This window comes from Mycobacterium sp. (assembly GCF_035623875.1).
GTDB lineage: Bacteria > Actinomycetota > Actinomycetes > Mycobacteriales > Mycobacteriaceae > Mycobacterium.
In genome coordinates this window covers 1-23,616 of record NZ_DASPSP010000021.1, presented here as the reverse complement: position 1 = coordinate 23,616, position 23,616 = coordinate 1, and the positions used below count along the sequence as shown (strand labels likewise).

Below are 23,616 nucleotides of genomic sequence, written 5' to 3'. Positions count from 1 at the left end.
TTTGGGTGATCTAGCGCACGCACCGGAGTAGCTTTCGACTTATGGCATCTGTGAACTCCCAAGTCGTCTTCATCACCGGCGGTGCCCGCGGAATCGGCGCCGAAACCGCCCGTCGGCTGCACCACAAAGGCGCCAAACTGGTGCTGACCGATCTGGACGAGGGCCCGCTGAAAGAGCTGGCTGCCGACCTCGGCGGCGACGAGCACGTGCTGACCGTGATCGCCGATGTGCGTGACCTGTCGGCCATGCAGGCCGCGGCCGACAAGGCCGTTGAAGTCTTCGGCGGCATCGACGTCGTTGTGGCCAACGCGGGGATTGCCAGCTATGGGTCCCTGCTGCACGTCGATCCGGAGGCGTTCGAGCGGGTCATCGATGTCGATGTGCTCGGTGTCTTTCACACCGTGCGTGCCACGCTGCCGGCGGTGATCGAACGTCGCGGCTATGTGCTGATCGTCTCGTCGCTGGCCGCATTCGCAGCCGCTCCCGGGATGGTGTCCTACGACACGTCGAAGGCCGGTGTCGAGCACCTCGCCAACACGCTGCGACTGGAGGTCGCGCATCAGGGCGTCAGCGTCGGCTCGGCGCATATGTCCTGGATTGACACCGACCTCGTCCGGGATACCAAGGCCGACCTGCCGTCGTTCCGGGAAATGTTGGCGAAGCTGCCCTGGCCCTTGAACCTGACCACTTCGGTGGAGGCGTGCGCGGCTGCATTCGTCGCGGGGATCGAGGACCGCAAGAGCCATGTCTACTGCCCGGAATGGGTGGGGTTGTTCCGCTGGCTCAAGCCGGTGTTGGCTACCCCACTCGGTGAGTTCGCCATCCGCAGATTCACTCCGGAATTGTTGCCCCGCATGGACGCCGAAGTTGCTGCCCTCGGCCGCTCCACCAGCGCCATCACCGAAGCCTTGGAAAAGCAGTAGGGCAACCGATAAGTGTCGCCCTCTGGGCCCACAGAGGCCCAACCGTGACCGGTGCCCGCTCTGTGAAGGCGATGAGTTGGGGTTCGAACGAACCGCTCGAATGGCAAAAGTCGCCTGAGGCCGTGTCCGCAAAACGGGGTCACGTCCAATGTGGTTTAGCGACATGCTCAGCTTGGTTGTGCCGGTACCCGATGCTGTCTAAGTTAGCGGTGTGACTGCCGCCATGAGAATGCACGATCTGCGGTTCGAATCAACGTGTCCGGTTGCGGCACTACTGCCGCAAGGCCGGTGAGCGCCCCGATGTCCGAAACCGGTCAACCGGTCAGCATCCTTTCGGCCACCGAAAGCTGGGATCTGCTGGCAAGCGTGCCGTTAGGGCGTCTGGTCACCAGCGTCGAGGGCCAGCCCGAGATCTTTCCGGTGAACTTCGTCGTGCAGCGCCGCACTGTGCTCTTTCGCACCGCGGAGGGCACCAAGTTGGTCAGCACCGCCATCAACAATCGTGTTCTTTTCGAGGCCGACGACCACGATGCCGCCGAAGGCTGGAGTGTCATCGTGAAGGGCACGGCCCGCATGCTCCGTACTAACGAGCAGATCCAAGAGGCCGAGCAGGCCCAGCTGCTGCCATGGATTGCGACGTTAAAGCAACATTATGTTCGGGTTCTCCCGGTCTCGATTAGCGGCCGCCGTTTCCGGTTCGGTCCGGAACCCGACCCGGAATCCACATTCGCCTGATTCGACCGTGCGGGAGCCGGCGCATGTGAAAAAGTCAAGCGTGGATACCGACAACCACATCGACCGGGGGTGGCTGGCGCGAACCTTCGTTGTCGTCGCGGCTGGCCTGGTCGGCACGCTTGCAGCGGTGCTCGCGTCTCCCGTAGTTATGCCCAGAATCATTAGACGCCACCCAGACTGGCTCAGACTGTGGGTCTTCAAGAGATACGCCGGCTTCCGTCGCAGGCGTGCGGGTCATCAACGTTCCGTCACCGCGCTTCTTGCCCACGTGGGCCGTCATACCGGGAAGACTTATCAAACACCCCTTGGTGCTCGACCTTACGGTGACGGCTTCGTCGTATCTCTGCCTTACGGCAGCCAGACTGATTGGTGCCGCAACGTTTTAACGGCCGGGGCGTGCAAGCTCACCTGGAAAGGGCACACCTACGACCTAGACCGGCCCGAGATCATCTCTGGATCCGAAGTGTTTCCGTTGCTGCGGGTTTGGGAGCGGACTTTACTGCGGGGCGGTGGAATCCACGACTTCCTGTGGTTACACAAGGACACTGGAAACGGAGCATGACTTGGTACGTGAGGGCGCAGTGTTTTCGCTAGCGAAGCGACCAAAACCTCAAAGGCGGCCGTGACGAAAACGATCGACATTACTAGCGGAAAACACATGCTGCTGAACACGTTCCGTAAAAGCGGCGCCGGAGTGGCCACACCTGTTTGGACGGTTCCGGTCAGTGATGGCAGGGTCGGCATGTGGACCGGAGCGGGCACAGGTAAATACCAGCGTCTGCGCAACAACCCTCATGTCACCATCCAGGCATGCACCGCCAGGGGGAAAACCAGGCCGGGCGCCTCGGTCCTCGACGGTGCCGGCGGCCCAGCACAGGTAGCCATCGGTCGTCAATCCTCAATCCCGAACCGGTCGCGCAGCAGCGCGGCAATGCGGCTGGCTTCCTGAAGTTCTTCGGGCCGGGATGTTTGCCGCCGCTCAGTCGGCTGACCTTGATCGGTCTGTCCGGTCTCAGCTTTGGCTGCCGAGGTGGGCCCTCCTGGAGCGCGTGGATGCGACTCGGAGCCTCGGCCCCCAACGGCCTTGACAGACACATTCCCTCGATCCCGGCCCCTCACGGCCCGCGGAACCGACCGAACGGCGGTCACCATACAACTGTTGAATGCGCCCGACAAGCCCGTCGCTTTGGGTGGTCAGAGGAGTAAATTCAGCCAACTTGCCTTCGGCTTGGGCGGTGAATGTGCATGCAATCAGGCTTCCGGTTGGCGCCACAAACGAGGCGGCACTCCGCCAGCCGAGCCCCGCAACCACCACAAGGCTTCGACGACCGCCGCGCCCAACGCGCCGATCCCCAGCGCGGTGCCGGTCAACGCGATGTTCGAGGGATCGAGCATGAACTGCTGACGCGCCAGCGGGATGCTGAAGATCACCACATACGCGCTGCCGGACAGCGCCACCAAGGCCACCCGCCACCAGCTGTAGGGTCGGGCCACGACCGCCAGCACCCACACTGCGATCACCAGCAGCGTGATCAACGCCGACGTCGACGCCTGCGTTTGTTGGGCCGCCGTCGCTTCAGTTCCCCGGAAGGCCAGCAGATAGCACACGAATGTCGCGATGCCGGCGACCGCGCCGTTGGGTACCGCAGCCGTCATCACCCGGCGGACGAAACCCGATTGCGCACGTTCCGTGTTGGGTGCCAGGGACAAGATGAACGCGGGAATGCCGATAGTGAACCAGGCGGCAATGGTCACATGGATGGGCTCGAAGGGGAACATCAACGATTTGATGCCCAACGATTTAGCCGCGAGCCCGGCGATGCCGATCAGCAATGCCAGCAGCACCGAGTACACGGTCTTGGTCAAGAACAGGTTGGATACTCGTTCGATATTGCCGATCACTCGGCGGCCTTCGCCCACCACATAGGGCAGCGTCGCGAACTTGTTGTCTAGCAGCACAATCTGGGCCACAGCCCGTGACGCCGAACTTCCCGCTCCCATGGCGACGCCAATATCGGCGTCCTTCAGCGCCAGTACGTCGTTCACACCGTCGCCGGTCATCGCGACGGTGTTACCGCGGGATTGCAAGGCGCGCACCATCGCACGTTTCTGGTCCGGACGCACTCGGCCGAAAGTGGTGCACTTTAACAATGTTTCGGCCAGTCGATCCGGGTCGGTGGGTAAGTTTCGGGCGTCGAATGTCTTTCCGTCAAGGCCCAGCGTCGATGCCACCGCGCCCACCGATGCGGCGTTGTCACCGGAAATCACCTTCACCGAAACATCCTGCTCAGCAAAGTAATCCAAAGTGCCACGGGCATCTGGACGCACCCTTTGCTCCAGCATGATCAGAGCGGCCGGGACAACGTGGCCGGGCGCATCATGATGATCGACCGGTAGGTCGGTAGACCCGAGTAGCAGTACACGCAGTCCCTGTGAACCCGCGGCCTCGGCCTGCGCGGCCACCGCTGACGACCGATCCTGCAGCACGTCTGGGGCGCCGAGAACCCAGTTGCCGTGCCCTCCGAAGGACGCTCCGCTCCACTTCGTCGCCGACTTAAACGGGACGGTCGCAGTGACGGTCCAGTCCGGCGGGTTGCGGTAGGCCTCAGCGATGGCCTGCATGCTGGCGTTGGGGCGGGCGTCGTCGGCAGCCATCGACGCCAGCACATCGATGATCGTGTTCATGCCAGCCGCAGAATCGAGCTGCTGCAGGTCGGCCACCTGCATCCGATTCTCGGTCAACGTGCCGGTCTTGTCGGCGCACACCACGTTGACCCGGGCCAGTCCCTCGATGGCCGGCAGCTCCTGCACCAGGCACTGACGGCGGCCCAGGCGAACGACACCCACGGCGAACGCGATCGAAGTCATCAGCACCAGGCCCTCCGGGACCATCGGGACCAGCGCGCCAACCATGCGCAGCACCGACTGCTGCCAGCCGACATGGGTGGTGAACAGCTGCGTGTAGATAATCAGCAGCCCCGCCGGAATCAGCAGATAGGTAATGAACTGGAGAATCTTGTTGATTCCGGCCCGCAGCTCCGAGTGGACCAGGGTGAGCTTGCTGGCCTCGGCGGTCAGCGTGGCTGCGTAGGCATCGCGTCCCACTTTCGTGGCTCGGTACGCACCGGTTCCGGCGATGACGAAACTGCCTGACATTATCGCGTCATCGACGCTTTTCAGGACAGGGTCGGCCTCGCCGGTGAGTAGCGACTCGTCGATCTCCAGCCCGGACTCCTCGACCACCACGCCATCCACCACGACCTGATCGCCCGGGCCCAATTCGATGACGTCGTCGGAAACGACTTCGTTGGGCGACAATTCCCGTGTTCCGTCCGCCCGGCGCACCAGTGGCTTGGCCTGCCCGACAATCGACAGTTTGTCCAGCGTCAGTTTGGCCCGCAGCTCCTGCACCATACCGACGACGCTGTTGACAATGATCAGAAGCCCGAACAGCCCGTTGATCAATGAGCCGGTCGCCAGCACGATCGCGAACAACACTGCCAGGATGGCGTTGATCCGAGTGAAGACATTCGCGCGAATAATGTCGGCCACGCTGCGGGTCGCCCTACTGGGGACATCATTGACCCTGCCGTCGGCAACCCGCTGGGCTACTTCAGCGGACGTTAGCCCAGCGGCCGGCGACGCGGTCATAAAGCGCAAGGGTACGGAAAAAGGTTTCGGATGACGTGCCCGTCGGCGTTATCGAGCCAAGAACCTGGCGACGATGCCGAGATCAACGTCTGCAACGGAGTCAACGATGCGCCTGGTTCTCTGTGGCGCAGATGATTTCGGCCGAATCTCAACTTCTATCGGGAGTACGTTTCATGATGTTCTCTTGTACCGACGCCAGCCGTGACCGTACCCGTTCGTCGGTCGCTTCTTGCTCGACGCTGGTAACGATGATCGCATCGGGCCCCGGGAATACCAGTGCCTCGTGATCGGTTTCCAGCCACCGGACCATATACGGTGCCGATCCTTCCGGCCCGTGCACCTCGGTGATCATCCCGCAGTGCTCCGACTGTTCGTTGCCCTTGACCACCAGCCAATCACCGACATTAGCCCTCATTGCTCACACCTTTCGTCCTGGCCGATTTCTATGGTGCGAGCACAGCGAGTGTGCCGGGAAGGGCAGGATGCCATCAGCCGTATGGGTCGAAAGTCCGCCGGGCACCGACGCTGATCGCCCAGTGGCCGATGGGTCACCCGTCACGGCGTCACCAGTCCGGCCGCCAATAGGGACCAATGGCCCTAGTTCCGCCGCCGCGGAGACGAAACCCGCGGCGGTGGCTCCGACCCGACGGCTAACCTGAGTTGCTCGGCGCCAGCGTTAGCTTCCAGATGCACTGGCCACCAAGGAAGATCCCGAAGCCTTGATCGCGGGCTGGCGGACCACGATCACCGGCGTACGGGCCAATTGGGCAACGCTTTCGCTTACCGAGCCCACGAGCATTCCGCCGAATCCGCCCCGGCCACGACTGCCGACCACGACCAACTGGGCTTCCGCCGAATGTATGACGAGTTGGTGTGCCGGCTGATCGCGGACGACGATTCGGCGGACGTTCACATCGGGATACTGCTCCCGCCAGCCCGCCAGCCGCTCGGCCAGTACCTGCTCGGCCATCGACTGCGTGGCGGGCCAATCGACACCGGGCCATTCCGATACATCAACATCGCTCCAGGCGTGCAAAGCGATTAGCCCGACGTTTCGACGTGAAGCCTCATCGAATGCCGTCGCGGTCGCCAACTCCGATAACGACGAGCCGTCGATGCCGACCAACACAGGTGCCCGAAGTTGATCCGGCGTCAACGGATCACCATCGTGGATGACCGCGACGGGGCAATGCGCATGACGTAACAGCCCGGAACTGACCGAGCCGAGAACCCGGCCGTGCCAGCTGCCGGTGTCAGACGACCCGACAACCATCAGCTCGGCGTCTCTGGACAGGTCGGTCAGTGTGGGGACGGCTGGCGACGACAAAACCTTCGTGTGGATCTGGGTGGGACCTCCGCGGTCGCAAACTTCTTGAACGATCTTGATTGCTTCGTCCAGCAGTCGACGCCCGTGGTTCTTCTGCCACTCCGCTAACCCGGGCGACAACGGTGCGTCCGACCACGTCGTTAAGTTCGGCGAAACAGCGTGCACGAGCGTTAGCGGAATGCTCCGCAATTCGGCATCGCGCGCTGCCCAACCCACCGCCGCCTTGGCGGCGGGGGAGTCGTCTACACCGACGATAATTCCTGAATGCCCACCGTGTGACGGCATGTCTTCTCCCAGAGAAGTTGATCTTCATAATTCTCAGCGGCTTGAATGACGCTATAAGAGAAGAGCGCGCAAGATCAGAGGGCGTTTGTCACTAGCAATATGGCCATAAGACCCGTCAGGCATGCGACGTCAAAGTGCCTGCTGCCCACGGGCGTCCTTTTTAGTGGAGTCTTTCGGCTCTAGCGGCTAAGCGTCGAGCCGGGCAACTCTGGATTAAGTCTTTATGGCTAGCAGAAAGCGGTGACCCGATGAACGCTCACTTCCCGGATCGTGAGACCGTTCACGCGGTCTTGTCGCTGGCTACCCGCTCGCCGTCGGTGCACAACACCCAACCGTGGCGGTGGCGGGTTGGCTCGGACAGTTTGCACCTTTACGCCGACCGCAGGTTACATCTACCCAACACTGACCCCGATGGCCGCGACCTCATCTTGAGCTGCGGCATCGCCCTGAATCATTGCGTGGTGGCACTCGCGGCGCTCGGGTGGCAATCGAAGGTCCATCGGCTGCCCAACCCCGATGAACCCGAACACCTTGCCGCCCTGGAGGTTTACCGTCGTGCAGCCAGCGAAGTTGATATCACGCTGGCGGCGGCGATTCCGCGGCGGCGCACCGACCGGCGCCGCTACAGTGAATGGAGCGTGCCCGCCAACTACATCGCCCTGCTAGGTGCCCGCGCGGCACGCGCGGGTGTCATGCTGCGCCAAATCGAGTCGTTGCCCGAATTGCAACAGATTGTCGCTCAAGCGGTTCGGCGACACGCTACGGACTTTGATTACCTCACCGAACTCACCACCTGGAGCGGAAGATACGCATCGTTGGCTGGTGTGCCGGCTCGCAATACACCGGAGTCCGACCCTACCGCGCCGCTGCCGCCGCGGCTGTTCGCCGGTTCGGTACTGCCGCAGCCACCCGACGCGGAACCAGTCGACGATAATGCCGTCGTGTTGGCGCTCGGCACCAGGGACGACAGCATGCTGGCACGGCTGCGGGCCGGCGAAACCACGGGTTTGATGCTTTTGAGCGCAACCGCACTCGGTCTTGCCAGCTGCCCAGTCACCGAACCGCTGGAAATCACCGAGACGCGTGATGCCGTGCAGAGGGAGGTTTTCGGGATCAGCGGGTTCCCTCAGATGTTGCTGCGCATCGGCTGGGCTCCGCTCAACGCCGACCCGTTGCCGGCGACTCCGCGTCGCCCGCTACACGACGTTGTCGAGTACTTGGACGGATCGGCCTTCGATTGATGCGTCGTCGACTGATCGACATGGTCGACCAGTATCGTTCAGCCGGACTCGAGTGAGAATGCAGCCAAGTCGATGTCAAAGTGCACGACACCACAGTCATAGCTCTTGTGTTGCGGACGCAGGCCGGCATCGTGGAGCACTTTGAACATCAAGTGATTCGTCGCCAAGACATCTGCGACGAAGTGCTGAATTCCGTTGTCGTGGGCGATCTGTGCGAGCCGCCGTAGCAAGGCGGTTCCAACCCCGCGCAGGTGATCTTCGTGGGCGACGGCAACTGCGACATCCGCGGTTGCCGGCTTCCCGCACGTCGCGTAGTCGGCGACGCCGATCAACGTACCGGATTCAAAGGCGCCCAGTGCGTAGGTTTCGCTGCTGCCGTCCGTGAGCTTGTCAACCAGAGTTTTCCGATACACCGGATGCATCGTGAAGAATCTCAAGTAGAGTTCGCGGTCGCTGAGCGTTTTGTGCAGCGCGATGACCGCGTCGATATCCGCCGATCCGAGCCGCCGCAACGATACCGTGGCGCCATCGCGAAGCGTCGAAGTAACACCATCGTGCACAGGCTTGCTTCCGGTCATTGTCAGCCGCCTGGGTATTTCGCGTGTACTAGGACCGGACAATCAGCACCGAGCACTCTGCATGCCCCAGGATGGGATGGCGGTGTGGCCCAATGAGACGCGCGACCTGGTCAACATCGGTGCTGCCGATTACGGCGAGCTGTATCGTTTTGTCCATTACGGCAAGGAAGTCTGCAATGTCGGTTCGGGTGGCACCGGCGTAGATTTTTTGGCCAGGGTGGCGCCGACTCCAGCGCTGCACCCGTCGATTCAGCTCTGCGTTGGGCATGTCCCCGGTATCTTTTCGCAACACTCCGACGGCAAGAACCGGTGCCTGGCGCAGCTGTGCCTCCCTTATCGCTTGCTCGACGACGTCGTCGTTGTCTGGTGAATCGTTGACTGCGACCACGATCAAGGCGCTGTCGGGTTTCGGTTGGCTCTGCTGAGTGCGGATGATTGCGACCGGACAGTGGGCGGCCTCGGCAAGCTCGGCGGCAGTGGAACCCAAGAACGCGCGCGCAAAGCGTCCAATTCCCACCGAACCGACGCAGATCATCTCGGCGTTGCGGGATTCGGCGATGAGCGTCGCCGCGGGATCACCCTGCAGAATTGCGGTTTCGACTTTGACCGGCTTTCCGGTGGCTTCCACTGCGGCGCTGGCGATCCTGAGCGCGGTCTGCCCATATTCGAGTTCCATCCGCACGTTGCCGACCGACGCGAGCGGTGCAGGCTCGACCTCTTCAGGGATCACCTGGACTAGGCGCAGCGGGATCTCTTGACTGACAGCCTCATCGACGGCCCATTCCGCGGCGTGGATCGCGGCTTGAGATCCGTCGATGCCGACGACGACAGCGGGTTGCGGTGTGTTTGAATCGCGCATCGCTGTTCCCGTCAACTTTTCAACTGTAGAACTTCGGACAGGGGTCGCCGCGGCGTGGGCGGCGGCGTGTCTTCGGTGACCGGCACCACGCCCACCCGGACGAGGATTTGCGGTACGCCATCGTGATCCATCAGCGACTGGATGATTTCGCGGGTGACATAGAGCTCGGTGAGATGTGTCACCGGGCAGGTGGCGAGGCCGTCCATCGTGCATTGCAGCAAGACCGCCGAAAGCGCTTCGCCGCAAGCCAATGCGTCGGCGCGACCGTTGGCCTCGGTGGACAGCAGCAGGATCTTGGCGTGGTCTTCGGGAATTTCGGCGCGTCGTTCGGTCTGATGGGTGACCGGGAACACCCGGTCTATCCCGACTCGGTCACCCTCGTCTGCCGAAACCAGGGCACTGTAGGGAATACCTTCCGATGCCTCGAACGGTGCTGTCCACCAATGGAGTTCGTCATGATAAGGAATATCATAGAACCGTAACGATTCGGCGAGCTGGGCTGCATCCAGAAGTCGGGGACGCGAATCGTCAGGGAGTATGTCCAGGTGCACGGCCGCTTCGTCGACCGCGCCGGCTAGCATCGGTTCGAAGGATTGCCAGTCCGTTGGTCCGGTGTACGGCAGGCGGTCGGTGCGGCGTGCCCAGATTGCGTTGGCGCGACGCCGATCTTGATCAGTCACAGAATCGATCGGGGTGAATCGGATCGAGGCCAGGTGATTCGGGTTGTCGGGAGTTGGAAACCGGTTAACGTGTGACTGCCAACCGGCCGCGGCCATCGCTACCCGAAGATGATCGAGGGCGGCGCCGCAACCGATCAGCCCCTCTCGCGAGGACTGGTCGGTGCCCATTACTCGACTTTGATCGAGGAACAACCGGAGTTGATCACCGTCGAATGCCCACTGCCAGGGTTGGCTGTTGTGCTGTGACGGGGCGCGGCACGCCGACCTCACCGCGTTCTCGATGACTTCGGTTTGCACCGCGGTGGCAGGCATTTCTCGACCTCCTGATCGTTATCTGCCGTCAACGATATCTGCCGTCAACGATTGTCGGGCGGCGCTGCCGACAGCAGGGCCATTAGTCCTCCATCCGGGTGCCATCGGGCCGTGCCCAGGCGGGCTGTTATCGCGCGTCGACTGCGCGTCTTGGCCGCCGGCGATCGTTGGCGAACCCCCGGACCAGATGTGCACGCACAAAGTCGGCGACGACATCGGGGTTGTCCATGTCCAGCGTCGATGACGGCGTGCTGAACAGCGAGAACAGGATGCGCGCGAACCATTCACCGGTAGACTGGGTGTCGAGGTCTTTGCGAACCTCGCCGGTTAGCTTGGCGGCGGCGAGGTGGGGCGCGATGAAGTCGACGCATTCGCGCAGCAAGACGGCGGCGTCTTTGGTCAGCAGCAGGCTGATCGCTTCTTCGTCGAAGTATTTCTCCGAGGCGATGACCCGTCGGGCCTGGGTTACGAACACCGCTGCGCGGCTGAGCTTGTCCTCCAGCGAGCTGCCCCGCTCCATCGACGTGGACATCTGGCGATAGAACTGCTCGGAAGCATGTTCGGCGCAGGCTTCGACGATGGCGGCCTTGTCGCGGAAATACTCATAAATCGTGCTGCGGGAGACACCCGCCATCTTCGCGATGTCGACGATCGTGGCTTTTTGCAGTCCTTGCTTGCGAAAGCAGGTATATGCGGACTCCACGATGAGCTCGCGGGTATCGTTCGCGGTGGCTTGAGTCATCACCGCACCGTCACCTATCCGGCGCGAGAATCAGACCGCTGGTGGGCACCCCGGTGCCCGACGTGACGAGCACGTGCTCGACGTTGTCGACTTGGTTGTACGAGGTTCCGCGTATCTGGCGGACGCCCTCGGTGATGCCGTTCATCCCGTGGATGTAGGCCTCGCCGAGCAGTCCGCCGTTGGTATTGATCGGCAGTTCTCCACCCAACGAAAGCCGCTCGACGGTGGCGAAGTCTTTGGCTTCGCCACGCCCGCAGAATCCGAGTTCCTCGAACTGGGTGAACACGAACGGGGTGAAATGGTCGTAGATGAAGGCGGTTTGGATGTCCTGCGGCTTCAAGCCAGAATCGTGCCACAGCCGGTTCGCGACCACGCCCATCTCCGGGAGCCCGGTGATGTCGTCGCGGTAGTAGCTGGTCATCATTTCACCGTCGGCGGCTGCGCCTTGCGCGGCGGCGGTGATGATCGCCGGCGGCTGCCGCAGGTCGCGGGCGCGTTCGGCGCTGGTGACCACCAGCGCGACCCCGCCGTCGCTTTCCTGGCAGCAATCAAGCAGTCGCAGAACGGGTTCGATGATCCAGCGGGAGTTCTGGTGGTCTTCCAGCGTGATCGGACGCTGGTAGAACCACGCGTTGGGGTTCTTGGCCGCGTGCATGCGGTCCACCACGGCGATGCGGCCGAAGTCCTCGTTGGTGACTCCGTAGGTCGACATGTAGCGCTGCGCGTGCATCGCGACCCACGCTGCGGGAGTGATCAATCCGAATGGCGCGTAGTGCGCCATGAACAGCGGGGTCTCCGCGCTAGTGCGTCCGCTGCCGCCGAAGCGAAAGCCGGAACGTTCGTTGAAGGCACGCCAGCACACCACCACATCGGCCACGCCAGACGCGACCGCCATCGCCGCATGCACCACCGTGCCCGCCGCCGCCCCGCCGCCGTGATGTACGCGGCTGAAGAAATTCAGGTCACCGATGCCGACATTTCGGGCGATGTCGATCTCGTCACTGGAGTCCATCGTGAAGGTGACCATGCCGTCGACATCGCCGGGCGCCAAGCCGGCATCGTCGAGCGCAGCACTGACCGCTTCGCACGCCAATTGCAGCTCGCTGCGGCCGGATTCCTTGGAGAACTCGGTCTGGCCGATGCCGACGATGGCGCAGCTGCCGGGCAGCGAGCCGCTCATGCGCCTGCTCCGTCGAGCAAGCTGAGAACGGCGGTGCCGGAGACGTGATCGCCAAGGCTGTTGGACGCCTTGAAGGTCACCTCGACGAAGTTCTCGCCATCTGATCCTTCGGCCTTGCCGGTCACATTGCCGGTGAAGCGCAAGGGATCGTCCGGAAAACACGGCACGCCGAGGCGAATCGACAGTTTGGTGACCATCGCCTCGGGTCCGGCCCAATCGGTGAGGAAACGCACACAATAGCCGTTGGAGGTCAAGATGTTCATGAACAAGTTGGGCGACCCCTGCTTGTTGGCATAGTCGCGGTCGTGGTGCACCGGCATGAAGTCACGCGATGCGATCGCGCCGGCGACGATCATCGTGGTGGTGATCGGGATCTCGAGTGGCGTCACCTCGTCACCGACCTCGATGTCGACCCACTGCAGGGTTTTTTTCGAAGTCGTTCCGCGAGCCCGGGTGGTCGTCATCGATTTCCTTCCGCCGGCCGAAACTGGTGGAGCACCAGGTCGTTATCAAACGTCTGGTAACAGACTTCGACCGGCATCCCGACCGTGACGTCCGCGGGGTCGATATCACACAGATTCGACAGCAGCCGTACGCCCTCGGCCAGCTGCACCAGGACGACAATGTAGGGATAGTCAAAGAACGGGAACCGAGGTTCGTGCGGCATCACGTAGCTGTAGACAGTGCCGCGGCCGGACGACTCGATCGCCTCCCAACCCAGGGAGCGGCACGCGGGGCACATCGGCCGCGGCGGATTGCGCAGCGCTCCGCATCGGTTGCAGCGCTGGATCAGCAGCTTGTGGTCGCGCAGCCCGTTCCAGAAGAACTCGGTGTCCGGGCTGATGGTCGGTGCCAGTCGGGACGCCATCAGCGTTCCGGCCTGAATCGCAGAACGCGAAATCGCTGGCGCCCCAGCACTTCACCGTTCTGATCGGTGTAGGTGATCACCCACGTCAGAAAGAAACCGGTGCCCAGCGCCGTCTTCTTCTCGTCGGAGACGTCCTCGAACACCGACGTCGCGCTGATAACGTCGCCCAGCCGCGGATAGCGCTCGATTTCGAACTCCGAGTTGGTCGCCACCGTACTGCTGTAGCCGGCCTCATCGAGAAACGCCGTGGGATTGTTCTTGATCTCCATCGGTGCGCCGCCCCGCTCTCCGATGCCCTCCAGGTTCGGCGAGGGCATCGTCCAGGTTTGCAGCATGACCGGCGGTGACACGATGCCGCCGAACCGCGACGCGGCCGCGAACTCCGGGTCGAGGTAGACGGGATTCATGTCAGCGAGCGCGTATGCCCAGTGCCGGATCATCGGTTGATTGACCGGATCGGGCGCCACCGACGGCTTTCCCGTGCCGCCGGTGGGTTGGCCGACTAGCGCCCTCAGCTTGGTGTGGAGCTCGCTCTCTTCGTCCACCACTCGTTTCGTCCTCCTCTACTTCGGTCATGTGCGCCGCTCCTCCCCATCGCTGCGCTCTGCATCGTCGCCGGCGCGGGTCAGGTTCCCAACAAAAGCGGCATCCGCTTGACCCCGGGCACCATGGTGGCCCGCATCCGGTCGACCTCCCCGACCAGCTCGAGCCCGGGGAAGCGGTGCAGCAGCTCCTCGAACATCACCGTTGCCTCCAACCGCGCCAGTTGCGCGCCAACGCACGAATGTTCACCGCAGCCGAACGCGATGTGCGGGTTCGGGTGGCGGGTCACTTTGAATTCTTCTGAGTCGGAACCGAATACGTCCTCATCACGGTTAGCCGAGCCGTACAGCATGACCACCACGTCGCCTTCGGCGATGCGCTGACCGCGGATCTCGACGTCGACGTTGGCTGTACGCGCCATGTGGACCACCGGGCTGTTCCACCGCAGCATCTCCTCGACAGCGCCCGGGATCAGCGCGGGATCATCAACCAGCAGGCGATACTGGTCGGGGTGCGTGATCAGCGCGAGGGTGCCCAGCGCGATCAGATTGCGGGTGGTCTCATTGCCGGCGACGAGCAGTAGAAACGCGAAGTTGAGCAAGTCTTCGTCGGTGAGCCGGTCTCCGTCGATCTCGGCGCCGGCCAGAACCGACAGCAAGTCTTCGCGTGGTTCGATCCGCCTGGCCCCGATCAGCTTTTGGAAATACTCGAAGAGCTGCCCGACGGCCACCATTGGGTCGAGGTGGATCTCCGGATCGGCGGTTCCGGTGGCCGCGTCCGACCAGGCCCGGAACTGTTCCCAGTCGTCCGGCGGAGCGCCGATCAGCTCGGCGATCATCCGGGTCGGCAGCGGAGCGGCGATCTCTTCGGCGAACTCGTGTACGGAATTCGGTTGCAACCCGTCGAGGATTCCCCGAACGATCTCACGGATCTTCGGCTCCAGGACGGCCACACGGCGCCGGGTGAACCCCGAGTTGATCAGCTTGCGCAGCTGTCGGTGCCGCGGTGGGTCGGTGAAGATGAGGTTTCCCGGCTGGACCGGGTTGGGCATCGCCGGGTCGGGGATGGAGATTCCTTTGGTCGAGGTGAACATGGCCGGGTTGCTCGACACGAAGCGGATGTCTTCGTAGCGGAGCAGCGCCCAGAAGTTGGTGACGTCGTTCCAGCACACCGGCGCCGTCGCACGCAGCTCGCGGTATGCCGGATAGGGATCGCCGGCGTAGAAGTCGGGGGAGTGCAGTGGGACCGCCGAACAAGACCTAGCGTGCACGTCGCCTCCCTGGACATGATGGGACAGCCGTGATCGTACATCTCCATACGATGTGTTCGGTGCACTCTGTTTACTCTGGCGGTCCCGGTAATGTCAATATGCTTGCTGTGGAGCAGAAATAGGCGTGTAGCAGTCGGACTGCAACCTAGACCATTGACGGCAGCAGCCCGACAGGTGTACACCAAACGTTGAGCCGCCAGACCGTCCGAAGGAATCAACATGGCTGACCAACGCTCACTCATCGACACCTACGCGGTCTATATCGACGGACAGTGGATAGAACCCGAGAATGGCCGCTACGACGACATCAGTCCGGCCACCGAGGCGGTGATCGCCTCCGTACCTGACCCGAGTCCCGCCCAGGTCGACAGTGCGATCGCGGCCGCCCGCACCGCGTTCGACGCCGGGCCGTGGGCCGATGCCGGACCCGAGCAGCGGGCCGGCTGGCTCAACCAACTCGGCGAGGCATTGCTCGCGTATGCCGACGAGTTCTTCGCGCTGGCGCAGCGCGAGTGGGGATGCACCGGCAACGAGCGGACCATCCACGTCGAGGGACCGGCGTTCGCGGCATTGAACAGCGCAGAACTTGCCACCCATCCCGTCGAGGAGCAGATCGATGCCTACGGCGCTGCGGGAACGGCGCTGCTGCGCTATGAGCCACTCGGCGTGGTGTCGATTCTGACGCCGTGGAACTTTCCGCACACGCTCAACGTCATGAAGCTGTGCGCCGCGCTGGCCGCGGGCAACACCGTCGTGCTCAAGCCGTCACCACTGGCCCCGCTCGCCGGTCTGGCTCTGGCCCGAATCATCGACGAGCACACCGACATTCCACCGGGTGCGGTCAACGTGGTCACCCCCTCCGATATCGAGTCCAGCAGGATGCTGACGGTCGACCCACGGATCGACATGGTGAGCTTCACCGGGAGCTCGGCGGTCGGCCGGGAAGTGATGGCCGCGGCCGGCGGCACCATGAAGCGGTTGCTGCTCGAGTGCGGAGGCAAGTCGGCCAGTATCGTGCTCGACGACTTTGCGCTGAGCGACGAGCTGCTGGAGCGGATGCTGTTCGAGTCCTGCTCGTTCCACGCCGGACAGGCCTGCATTCTGCACAGCCGGCTGTTGCTTCCCGAATCGATCCACGACGAGGTGGTCGATCGGCTGGTAGCGCTGGCCCGCGCAGTGAAGGTCGGCGATCCCACCGATCCCGAGGTGCAGATGGGTCCACTGATCAGCGCCGCACAGCTGCAACGCGTTCAGGCACACGTGGACCGGGCGCTCGACGATGGCGCCAAGCTGGTGTCCGGCGGCGGCCGGCCGGCCGGCTTGGATACCGGGTTCTACTTCGAACCGACGATCCTGACCGAGGTCACGCCTGATGCGACCATCGCCCAGGAAGAAGTGTTCGGACCGGTGCTGTCGGTGCTGCGCTACGGCGACGACGACGACGCGGTGCGGATCGCGAACAACTCGCAGTACGGACTTTCCGGCGCGGTGTGGGGTACCGACGTGGACCGTGCGGTCGCCGTCGCTCGCCGGGTGCGCACCGGCCAGATCGCGGTCAACGGTTTTGGTCCCGGCGGTGCGCCATTCGGCGGCTTCAACCAGAGCGGGTTCGGCCGAGAAAGCGGCGGCATCATGGGAATTCGCCAGTACATGGAGCCGAAGGCCATGGGACTGCCCGCATGAGCCGCGCCGACGACGAAGACGCCGGCGCAGCCGGGGTTGAGGAGTGGCGCACATGACCGGAGCCCTGGACGGGCTTCGCGTCATCGAGATCGCCAACGAGATCTCAGGTCCCTACTGCGGCAAACTGTTCGTCGACCTCGGCGCCGACGTCATCAAAATTGAAGGACCGGAAGGGGATTCGCTGCGCCGATGGGGTCCGTTTCCCGGCGGCGAACCACGCCCCGATCGTTGCGGGCTGTTCGAGTACCTCAACACTGGCAAGCATGGCGAAGTCCTCGACATCATGCGTGAAAGCCAGGCGGCGGTCGTACGCGAGCTCATCAGCGACGCCGATGTCCTGATCGACGCGCTGGCCCTCGGAACCCTGGACAAAGCCGGACTCGGAGTCGACGCGCTGCAAAACATCAACCCGGGCCTGGTCGTGGTGCACATCTCAAACTTCGGGCAGCACGGGCCGTTTCGCGATCGCGCGGAGACACCGCTGACAATTCAGGCGGCGTCGGGCTGGATCACGGCACGCGATCCCGACCGCCCTCCCGTCCAGGCAGGCGCCCGGATCGCCGAATATGTCGCGGGCGGCTACGCCGCCTTGGGCGCGTTGACGGCGCTGCGAATCGCGTCCAAGGGTCGGGTGACCGAGGTCGACCTCTCGGTTTTCGAGGCACTGCTGTCCACGTTGCCTTACCCGATGCTGCTGGCCGAAAAAGTGCGCACGTTGGGCCTGCCGTCCAACATCCGCTCGGGCCCCATGCTGGGTGTCGTCCGGGCGGGCGACGGCTGGGTCGGGATCAACTGCCTGACCGGACAGCACTGGCTCGACGTGTGCGCCATGCTCGGACTGCCGGAGTTCGGCGAGCTGCAGTTCGCCATCATGTTGGGCGGTCCGGAGCGGGCAGAATTCTTCGCCGCCGCCCAGCCCTGGCTCAGCGAGCGAACCGTTGCCGAGATCGTCGAATTGAGTCAGGCACTGCGTATTCCGGCGGCGCCGGTAGCAGACGGCGCCACCGCGCTGGACTGCCCGCAGTACGTCAAGCGGGGATTCTTCGTCGACGGCGGAGGACGGGATTGGTCTTTCCGGCGTCCGGGCCCGCCGTTTCGTCTCTCGAAGCCGCCGGCGATGCCGGCCAGTGCACGATCCTGTGGAGTCTGGCCGGCCAGCGAGATGACCGATCCGTCTCTGCCGTTCGCCGGGATGAAAGTCCTTGACCTGACCACCTTCTGGGCGGGCGGATACCTCACCTGTTACCTCGCCGCCTTCGGTGCCGATGTCGTCAAGGTCGAGTCGATCCAGCGGCCCGACGGATTTCGCTATTCCGCGACGTATCCCCACGAGGGCGACGACTGGTACGAACGCAGCGCGCTGTGGCAGGCAACAAACCTCAACAAGCGAGATGTCACCCTGGACCTGACCTCGCGGCCCGGCCGCGAACTCGCACGACGGCTTGCCGCGCAGGCGGATATCGTTGTGGAGAACTTTTCTCCACGGGTAGTGGAGCAGTTCGGGCTGGACTACCCGTCGCTGGTAGCGCTGCGCCCGGACGTAATCATGGTGCGTATGCCAGGATTCGGCCTCGACGGCCCGTGGCGGGAATACGTGGGCTGGGCGCTGAACATCGAACAGGTCTCCGGCATGTCGGCCGTGACCGGCTACGCGGACGGTCCACCGTGCAACGTGCAGGGCCCTGCCGATCCCATCGTCGGGGTGCACGCTGGCGTTGCGCTGCTCGCCGCGCTCGAGCACCGCCGCCGCACCGGCGAAGGCCAGCTGATCGAGGTCGCGCAGATCGAAGTCGCCGCCGCCGTCACTGCCGAACCAGTGATCGAGTATTCGATGAACGAGATCGTCCGCCCGCGCGCCGGCAACCGGCATCGTGGCTACTGCCAGGGTGTCTACCCGACCGACACCGACGATGTATGGGTGGCGCTGTCGGTGCGCGACGGCAACGACTGGTCGCAGTTGGTCGACGCGATGGGTCGCCCCGGGCTGCTCGAGGATGACCAGTTGGCGACGGCCGATCGCCGCACGGCCGCCCATGACCTATTCGATCAGGTCGTCGCCGCCTGGACTCAAATGCAGTCGTCCGCCAATATCGTTGCGGCTCTTCGGGAACGCGATATTCCCGGCGAGGAGGTAATCACACCCGAGCGGATGTATGACGTACCGCAACTCGATGCGCGCGGGTATTACGAGGATTACGAGCATGCGATCACCGGCCGGCACCGCTATCCCGGGTGGCCGTTCCGCATCACTCCCGGTCCTGCTCGGCACCACCGCTTCGCGCCGCCGACACTCGGCCAACACAACGACGAGATCCTGAGCGGCCTGGGACTGTCCGGCGATGAGCTGGATGCCCTACGTCGTGACCGCATCATCGGCGATCGGGTGACGCGGGCATAGCTTTCCGCGGTAGAACGCCCTGGTGACCTGTCCGACCGAGGCCGAACGGCCTATTGAGCAGGGACCAATTCCTCATTGCTGACGGCCGCCCAGGCGGTTAGCGTCATCGACATCGGGACACTCGCCCGAGTTCGGACTCGAAGGAGAAAAGCAGCGAAATGCTGAATTCTGCAACACATCTAGGTGTCCTGGTCGGTGTCGACGGATCATCGTCGTCCGAGAGTGCTGTTCGGTGGGCCGCGCGAGAGGCAAGCATGCGCAATGTGCCGCTCACCCTCGTCCATATTGTCGTCACGCCGGCTTGGGGACCCGCACCGTGGCTGCTGTCCGATGCGCCGCTCCCCATTCCCGCCGAGGAGGACTCGGCGCTGGAGGAGGCAGGGCGAAAAGTCATTGCCGAGGCGATCAAGATCGCGCAGGACAGCGCGAAGGACGGCGCCCTCCCGGAGATCAAGAGTGAGCTCTACTTTTCGGTGCCGGTGTCCACTCTCGTCAATTTGTCCAAGCAAGCACAAATGGTGGTGGTGGGACGTCGCGGGCAGAACACGGTGAGCCGCGTTCTGCTCGGATCGGTCAGCAACGGGTTGCTCCATCACGCGCACTGCCCGGTAGCGGTAATCCACGACCCGGTTGGGTCCGCGCCCGAGCCCGCGAATCTTCCGGTCGTGGTTGGTGTCGACGGATCGTCAGTGTCGGAATTGGCCACCGAGATCGCGTTCGACGAGGCATCACGACGAGGTGTGGACCTGGTCGCCTTGCATGCCTATAGAGATGCGGACATACCACAGGTTCTGAATGTGCAATGGTCAGGCGATCATCCGATTCCGCCGCAAGCCCTGGCTGACCGGCTGACCGGTTGGCTGGAACGCTATCCGGACGTCACCATTCATCCCCGGATCGTCTGCGACCACCCTGCCCGACACCTGCTCGACGAGTCCGAGTCGGCTCAGCTCGTCGTTGTCGGCAGCCGCGGCCGCGGCGGATTCGCGGGAATGCTATTGGGGTCGGTCAGCACGGCGGTGGCCCATGCGGCGAACGTTCCGGTGATTGTGGCCCGCCAGGGTTAGGGCCTTCTGGCACCGCCGTCGGGCGTTCGCCGGTCCAGTGCTGACAGAACCACCGGGAACTACGTCCATCCTGCCGTGTGCTGTTTCCTTCTTGGACGGCGCCGTCTTCAATTAGCAACGCCTTGAACTGAACTCACAACCAGCGCCGCCGGTCACAAATCAGCAGGGTGCAACGGGCGGCGTCCAACGCAGCGCGGCCGGAGGGTCCAAGCAGAATGTCAGTCGGCCCAGGGTGCCGGGGATCCGAAACGAGAAGTTGGACTGGCTCGGCGGCTCTGTGCAGATACTCCAAACAGTTGACCACGCCGCCGTGGCCGGTGATCGACTGGATATCGGCAGTCGGATGACGTCGTCGCCAAGGCGCCAGGTAACGCTCAAGCCGCGCCGGCGCGGCCGCTGTCTCGACGGCATCATGCATGCCGTCCTCTTGAGGTGGCTGCACCGCTAGCACGCGTAATGGGACACCGCGTAGGCAGGCTTCCCGCACCGCGAGGTCCAATACAGCACTGCTGGCAGGTGATTCGTCCACGACCGCCAGAACGGAGCCCGCGGGACTCGGGGCTGCGTTGACCGGCACCACTGCCACCGAACAGTGTGCAGATCTGACCAAAGCCGACGCAGTGGAACCGATGTGCCCGTGCACCGCGTGCTTCAATCCGGTCGACCCGACGCAAACCATCGTGGCAGAATATGATTCTTTCAGCAGAGCCGGGATCGGACGGTCACGCACTACTTCGGCATCCATCTTGACCGACTTGCGCGTCGACTCGATGGCGGCGAACGCGTCGCGGATGGCACCCTCGGCGATAGCGAGTTCAGCAGCCGTCTTGTCGGGCTCGCTTTCGGAGGGATCGATCGCGTACACCAATCGCAGTGGGGCGTCTCGCTCCATGGCCTCATCGACGGCCCATAGTGCGGCTTGCCGGGCTGAGCGCGAGCCGTCGATACCGACGACCACGCGATGGGATGATGAATACGGCTCGCGCATTGTGCCTCCTAATCAGCCTGTACATGGAAGACGTCGGAGAGCGGTCGCCGCGGGGTGACCGGCGGCAGATTTTCCATGGCAGGTGCCATACCCACCCGTATCAATACCTGCGGATGGCTGTCAGAGCCCATCAATGTCGCGACAAGGTCACGGGTCGTCCGGACCTCGGTAATATGCGTCAGGGTGCAGGTAGCCAATCCGGCCATTGCGCATTCCAATAAGACCGCTGAGAGCGCTTCACCGCAAGCCAACGCATCCGCACGACCGTCGGTATCAGTGGACAGCAGCACGATCTTCGCGTGGTCTTCGGGAATTTCGATGCGCCGTTCGCCGCCACGACCTGCCGGGAAGTGCCGACCGACATCGACCCGGTCGCCCTCCGCTGGTGACACCAGCGAAGTGTACGGAATCCCGTCTGATACCCGGAATTGACCAGTCCACCAACCTATTTCGGTATGGTAAGCGGAATCGTAGAGCCGTAGCGATGTGGCGATTTGCGACGCCTCCGCTAGCTGTGGACGCAGATCGTCCGGCAACACGTCCAGGCGTATGGCGTCGACGTCGACGACTTTGTGCAGTATGGGTTCGAACGATTCCCAGTCCGTCGGCCCGTTGAAAGGCAGCCGGTCGGTGCGCCGCATCAGAATTGCGTCGGCGCGGCGGCGATCGTCGTCAGTGACATCGTCCACCGCGGTGAACCGGAGGGATGCGATGTGGTCTGGGTCTTCCGAATCGGGGAAGCGGTTGACCTTCGCGCGCCAGCCACTTGCCGCCATCGCCACTTGCAAATGGTGCAGCGCGGCCCCGCAACCAATAAGTGCTTCGCGGCGTGATTGGTCGTAGTCCAAAACTCGGGTGGGATCGAGGAACAGCTGCAGCGCACCATGTTCGATTACCCACTGCCAAGGTTGGCTGTTGTGCAGCGATGGGGCGCGGCAGGCCAAACTCACTGCATTTCTGATGATTTCGACTTTCAGTGTCATGGCCGGTATACGAACCTCCGATCTCTACCTGGTTCCCATCCTTGCCGCGAGCTCTCAGAGATGACAGGGCCGTTGGTCACCTCTCTGGCTCCCCTCCATAGACACCGCCGTCATCAAGCTGGCCAGTGCCCGATACGCACTATTCGAGGACCAATGGCCCTAAGGAACCCGGCGGGCCCATGCCTAACATGGGAAGCGGGATTTCGGCCCTGCAAAGGAGCCGCTAAAATGCGTAACCTCGATTCAGCACCGTCGGTAGTGGTAGGCGTCGACGGATCGCAGGTCGTGACGCAACGGCATCACTTGGGTTCACCGGAACGCGTAGAATGCACCGTGCTCACCGTGCACGGACATTACTTATAAGCAGTCGATGCATCCTGGGAGGGGGTTGGCTGTGGTTACGGTTTTCCTGGTCGATGATCACGAAGTGGTACGTCGGGGATTGATCGAGTTGCTCAAAACCGATACTGAACTCGACGTGGTAGGCGAGGCAGGTTCGGTCGCCGAAGCGATGGCCAGGATCCCCGCGGCGCGCCCGGATGTTGCGGTGCTCGACGTTCGTTTGCCGGATGGGAACGGCATTGAACTGTGCCGCGACCTGTTGTCCGCTATGCCCGACTTGCGCTGTCTAATGCTGACGTCGTTCACTTCCGACGAGGCGATGCTCGACGCAATCCTGGCCGGCGCCAGCGGCTACGTCGTCAAGGACATTAAGGGGATGGAATTGGCCCAGGCTGTCAAGGATGTCGGTGCCGGGCGATCGCTGCTCGACAATCGTGCCGCCGCTGCGCTGATGTCCAAACTGCGCGGGGAGGCCGAGAAACCTGATCCACTATCGGGTCTCAGCAGCCAGGAGCGTACCTTGCTGGGTCTGCTCAGCGAAGGCCTGACCAACAAGCAGATTGCCGACAGGATGTTTTTGGCCGAGAAGACGGTCAAGAACTATGTTTCTCGGCTACTGGCCAAGTTGGGAATGGAGCGCCGTACGCAAGCTGCGGTCTTCGCCACCAAGGTGGAGCGGTCGCAGCGACCTAATACGTGAGGCCCGTTTATCAGAAGCTTTGGCAAGGACTTTGGTCCTCTGTTTGCAGGTCTATCGGCCACGGTTAGTTGCGCTTGCGCTCAGCTAACCTCAGTGTCATGACCTATGTGATCGGCAGAGCGTGCGTGGATGTGATGGATAAGTCCTGTGTCCAGGAGTGCCCGGTCGACTGTATTTATGAAGGTGCACGAGCGTTATACATCAATCCGGATGAGTGCGTGGATTGCGGTGCCTGCAAATCGGCTTGCCGGGTCGGTGCGA

Annotated in this window: 23 protein-coding genes; 9 read left to right on the top strand and 14 right to left on the bottom strand. The window is 63.1% G+C overall.

Annotated features, from left to right (window positions below):
• Window positions 1-41: 41 nt before the first annotated feature.
• The 3 genes from VEI45_RS02295 to VEI45_RS02285 all read left to right on the top strand — a co-directional run bounded on the left by VEI45_RS02295 (window position 42) and on the right by VEI45_RS02285 (window position 2,607).
• A complete protein-coding gene (locus VEI45_RS02295) occupies window positions 42-923 on the top strand; it encodes an SDR family oxidoreductase (protein WP_324849735.1) in 882 nt (293 codons plus the stop codon).
• Window positions 924-1,223: 300 nt separating this feature from the next.
• Window positions 1,224-1,658: a pyridoxamine 5'-phosphate oxidase family protein gene (locus tag VEI45_RS02290; RefSeq protein ID WP_324849733.1), complete on the top strand. Its 435-nt coding sequence runs from the start codon at window positions 1,224-1,226 to the stop codon at window positions 1,656-1,658.
• 622 nt (window positions 1,659-2,280) lie between these two features.
• On the top strand, window positions 2,281-2,607 hold the full coding sequence (locus tag VEI45_RS02285; RefSeq protein ID WP_324849731.1) for a hypothetical protein: 327 nt from the start codon (window positions 2,281-2,283) through the stop codon (window positions 2,605-2,607).
• A 302-nt stretch (window positions 2,608-2,909) separates the two neighbouring features.
• Here the strand turns inward: VEI45_RS02285 and VEI45_RS02280 are convergent, their stop codons facing one another.
• From VEI45_RS02280 to VEI45_RS02270, 3 genes are all read right to left on the bottom strand, one after another.
• Window positions 2,910-5,309: an HAD-IC family P-type ATPase gene (locus tag VEI45_RS02280; protein ID WP_324849729.1), complete on the bottom strand. Its 2,400-nt coding sequence runs from the start codon at window positions 5,307-5,309 to the stop codon at window positions 2,910-2,912.
• A 148-nt stretch (window positions 5,310-5,457) separates the two neighbouring features.
• Window positions 5,458-5,724 carry a DUF1918 domain-containing protein gene (locus VEI45_RS02275; RefSeq protein WP_324849727.1) on the bottom strand — a complete coding sequence of 89 codons (267 nt, stop codon included), beginning with the start codon at window positions 5,722-5,724 and terminating at the stop codon, window positions 5,458-5,460.
• 261 nt (window positions 5,725-5,985) lie between these two features.
• On the bottom strand, window positions 5,986-6,921 hold the full coding sequence (locus tag VEI45_RS02270) for a universal stress protein (protein ID WP_324849725.1): 936 nt from the start codon (window positions 6,919-6,921) through the stop codon (window positions 5,986-5,988).
• A gap of 248 nt (window positions 6,922-7,169) precedes the next feature.
• Between VEI45_RS02270 and VEI45_RS02265 the strand changes: the two genes are divergently transcribed.
• Window positions 7,170-8,162 (top strand): Acg family FMN-binding oxidoreductase, encoded by a 993-nt coding sequence (locus tag VEI45_RS02265; protein WP_324849723.1) that lies wholly within the window; start codon window positions 7,170-7,172, stop codon window positions 8,160-8,162.
• A gap of 38 nt (window positions 8,163-8,200) precedes the next feature.
• On the opposite strand, the gene VEI45_RS02260 is transcribed toward VEI45_RS02265, so the two are convergent.
• From VEI45_RS02260 to VEI45_RS02220, 9 genes are all read right to left on the bottom strand, one after another.
• Entirely contained in the window at window positions 8,201-8,740 is a 540-nt protein-coding gene (locus VEI45_RS02260; protein WP_324849721.1) for a GNAT family N-acetyltransferase, read from the bottom strand.
• A gap of 28 nt (window positions 8,741-8,768) precedes the next feature.
• Window positions 8,769-9,599, bottom strand: a complete 831-nt coding sequence (locus VEI45_RS02255) for a universal stress protein (protein ID WP_324849719.1) — start codon at window positions 9,597-9,599, stop codon at window positions 8,769-8,771.
• A gap of 11 nt (window positions 9,600-9,610) precedes the next feature.
• The gene (locus VEI45_RS02250; RefSeq protein ID WP_324849718.1) at window positions 9,611-10,591 is read right to left on the bottom strand and encodes an Acg family FMN-binding oxidoreductase; all 981 of its coding nucleotides are present in this window, start codon (window positions 10,589-10,591) and stop codon (window positions 9,611-9,613) included.
• Window positions 10,592-10,718: 127 nt separating this feature from the next.
• Window positions 10,719-11,336, bottom strand: coding sequence for a TetR/AcrR family transcriptional regulator (locus tag VEI45_RS02245; RefSeq protein WP_324849716.1), 618 nt, complete (start codon window positions 11,334-11,336; stop codon window positions 10,719-10,721).
• Window positions 11,337-11,343: 7 nt separating this feature from the next.
• A complete protein-coding gene (locus tag VEI45_RS02240; RefSeq protein ID WP_324849714.1) occupies window positions 11,344-12,513 on the bottom strand; it encodes a lipid-transfer protein in 1,170 nt (389 codons plus the stop codon).
• Window positions 12,510-12,977 (bottom strand): MaoC family dehydratase, encoded by a 468-nt coding sequence (locus tag VEI45_RS02235; RefSeq protein ID WP_324849711.1) that lies wholly within the window; start codon window positions 12,975-12,977, stop codon window positions 12,510-12,512. Before VEI45_RS02235 ends, VEI45_RS02240 begins: the two co-directional genes overlap by 4 nt.
• Window positions 12,974-13,381, bottom strand: a complete 408-nt coding sequence (locus tag VEI45_RS02230) for a Zn-ribbon domain-containing OB-fold protein (protein WP_324849709.1) — start codon at window positions 13,379-13,381, stop codon at window positions 12,974-12,976. Before VEI45_RS02230 ends, VEI45_RS02235 begins: the two co-directional genes overlap by 4 nt.
• Window positions 13,381-13,926, bottom strand: coding sequence for an FAS1-like dehydratase domain-containing protein (locus VEI45_RS02225; protein WP_414687381.1), 546 nt, complete (start codon window positions 13,924-13,926; stop codon window positions 13,381-13,383). The genes VEI45_RS02230 and VEI45_RS02225 overlap by 1 nt, the downstream gene beginning before the upstream one ends.
• Window positions 13,927-14,006: 80 nt before the next feature.
• A complete protein-coding gene (locus VEI45_RS02220; protein ID WP_324849749.1) occupies window positions 14,007-15,164 on the bottom strand; it encodes a cytochrome P450 in 1,158 nt (385 codons plus the stop codon).
• A 249-nt stretch (window positions 15,165-15,413) separates the two neighbouring features.
• On the opposite strand from VEI45_RS02220, the gene VEI45_RS02215 reads away from it, so the two are divergent.
• From VEI45_RS02215 to VEI45_RS02205, 3 genes are all read left to right on the top strand, one after another.
• Entirely contained in the window at window positions 15,414-16,877 is a 1,464-nt protein-coding gene (locus VEI45_RS02215; RefSeq protein ID WP_324849706.1) for an aldehyde dehydrogenase family protein, read from the top strand.
• A gap of 52 nt (window positions 16,878-16,929) precedes the next feature.
• Complete coding sequence (locus VEI45_RS02210) at window positions 16,930-19,275, top strand: CoA transferase (RefSeq protein ID WP_324849704.1); 2,346 nt, start codon at window positions 16,930-16,932, stop codon at window positions 19,273-19,275.
• 158 nt (window positions 19,276-19,433) lie between these two features.
• Entirely contained in the window at window positions 19,434-20,342 is a 909-nt protein-coding gene (locus VEI45_RS02205; protein WP_324849701.1) for a universal stress protein, read from the top strand.
• Between the two features lie 133 nt (window positions 20,343-20,475).
• Here the strand turns inward: VEI45_RS02205 and VEI45_RS02200 are convergent, their stop codons facing one another.
• Both VEI45_RS02200 and VEI45_RS02195 read right to left on the bottom strand, forming a co-directional pair.
• Window positions 20,476-21,330 (bottom strand): universal stress protein, encoded by an 855-nt coding sequence (locus VEI45_RS02200; RefSeq protein ID WP_324849699.1) that lies wholly within the window; start codon window positions 21,328-21,330, stop codon window positions 20,476-20,478.
• A gap of 8 nt (window positions 21,331-21,338) precedes the next feature.
• A complete protein-coding gene (locus tag VEI45_RS02195; protein WP_324849697.1) occupies window positions 21,339-22,313 on the bottom strand; it encodes an Acg family FMN-binding oxidoreductase in 975 nt (324 codons plus the stop codon).
• A gap of 394 nt (window positions 22,314-22,707) precedes the next feature.
• Here VEI45_RS02195 and dosR point away from each other — a divergent pair, with 394 nt between their 5' ends.
• Both dosR and VEI45_RS02185 read left to right on the top strand, forming a co-directional pair.
• Window positions 22,708-23,355: a hypoxia response regulator transcription factor DosR/DevR gene (dosR, locus tag VEI45_RS02190; protein WP_324849696.1), complete on the top strand. Its 648-nt coding sequence runs from the start codon at window positions 22,708-22,710 to the stop codon at window positions 23,353-23,355.
• Between the two features lie 98 nt (window positions 23,356-23,453).
• Window positions 23,454-23,616 (top strand): 4Fe-4S binding protein (locus tag VEI45_RS02185; RefSeq protein WP_324849747.1); only part of this gene is annotated, 163 nt, incomplete at its 3' end.